This is a genomic window from Streptococcus sp. (assembly GCF_019414905.1).
Classification (GTDB): Bacteria; Bacillota; Bacilli; order Lactobacillales; family Streptococcaceae; genus Streptococcus.
Map to the genome: position 1 here is coordinate 1 of NZ_DXLC01000162.1, position 1,645 is coordinate 1,645.

Consider the following 1,645-nt stretch of genomic DNA (forward strand, 5'->3'; position numbering starts at 1 on the left):
ACACCACGCACGGTTTTAATGTAGCTTTTTTGACCTTTTACATCAAGCTTGCTACGTAGATAACGGATGTAGACATCCACGATATTTGTTTCGGTCGCACTTTCATACTTCCAGACACTTTCCAACAACTGCTCACGAGTCAGAACTTTCTTGCTTCCCATAAGAGTAGCCAAGAGGTCATACTCACGACGGGTCAGAGCAATCATCTCTTCGCCACGATAAACAGTATGATGTTCTACATCCATACGCAGATTGCGGTAAGACGTTGGAACCTTCATCTGACTGCAGTGTTGATCGATAAAGTCCCGACCTCGGAAAATCGCTGAAATACGAGCTACCAGATTCTCAATAATAACTGGCTTATAGATATAAGAAACGGCAAAGTGTTGGATTGTTTCAATCTGATCTTGCAATTCTTCACGATGGTCCAAGACCATAATGACTGAGGCTGGCTTAGTCCGACTCAGCTTGTCTGCAAAATCCTGGGCTGTCATATCCCCCAGACGAGCATTCAATAAAATCAAGTCATAGTCTGTCTGAAGAGCCATGGAGAGGGCTTTTTGCCCCTCCTCAACCTGATCAACTCGGTATTGCTCTTTTTGGAGTTCCAAACTTAAAAAATGAGCTAGATTTCGTTCTTTCTCAAGTAATAAAATCCGTTTCCCCATGGCAGACCTACTTATTTTTCGTCATACCAAGAGTAGTGGAATGTTCCTTCTTTGTCTTTACGTTGGTAAGTGTGGGCACCAAAGTAGTCACGTTGCGCTTGGATCAAGTTAGCTGGAAGGTCAGCTGAACGGTAGCTATCAAAGTAAGTAATAGCTGCTGAGAAGGTTGGTACTGGCACACCAGCTTGAACAGCAAGAGCTACGATATCACGCACTGCTTGTTGATACTTAGCAGTAACATCCAAGAAGTACTCATCCAAAAGAAGGTTAGCAAGGTCTGCATCACGGTTATAAGCATCAGTAATCTTTTGCAAGAAACGAGAACGGATGATACAGCCATCACGCCAGATAGATGCGATGTCTGCAAATGGCAAGTTCCAGTTGTTTTCTTTAGAAGCTACACGCAATTGAGCAAAACCTTGTGCGTATGAAATGATTTTTGAGAAGTAAAGGGCTTGACGAATCTTTTCAATCAACTCAGCCTTGTCTCCTTCAAATTTGAAGGCAGCTGGTTTTGGAAGAACCTTGCTAGCATGTACACGTTCTTCTTTGTAAGTAGAGATGTAACGTGCAAATACTGATTCTGTGATGAGTGACAATGGCACACCAAGGTCAAGTGATGATTGGCTAGTCCATTTACCAGTTCCCTTGTTACCTGCAGCATCAAGGATGTAGTCTACGATTGGTCCATCTTGACCTTCGTCGTCTTTACGGCTCAAGATATCAGCTGTGATTTCAATCAAGTAGCTGTCTAATTCACCCTTGTTCCACTCAGTAAAGATTTCAGCCATATCTTCTGCTGAAAGACCTAGCAAGTGTTGCATCAAGTCATAGCTTTCTGCGATCAATTGCATATCACCATACTCGATACCGTTGTGAACCATTTTCACATAGTGACCAGCTCCATCAGGACCGATGTAAGTCACACATGGTTTGCCATCTTCTGGTGCTTTAGCTGAGATTTCTTCAAGAACATC

At 43.0% G+C, this 1,645-nt stretch carries 2 protein-coding genes; both read right to left on the reverse strand.

The window, feature by feature from the left end; genetic code table 11:
* A partial coding sequence (locus QZ359_RS04765) for a response regulator transcription factor (protein WP_293963384.1) occupies window positions 1-668 on the reverse strand: 668 nt, incomplete at its 3' end.
* 11 nt (window positions 669-679) lie between these two features.
* On the reverse strand, window positions 680-1,645 hold a 966-nt coding region (gene gndA, locus QZ359_RS04770; RefSeq protein ID WP_293963386.1), incomplete at its 5' end, for an NADP-dependent phosphogluconate dehydrogenase.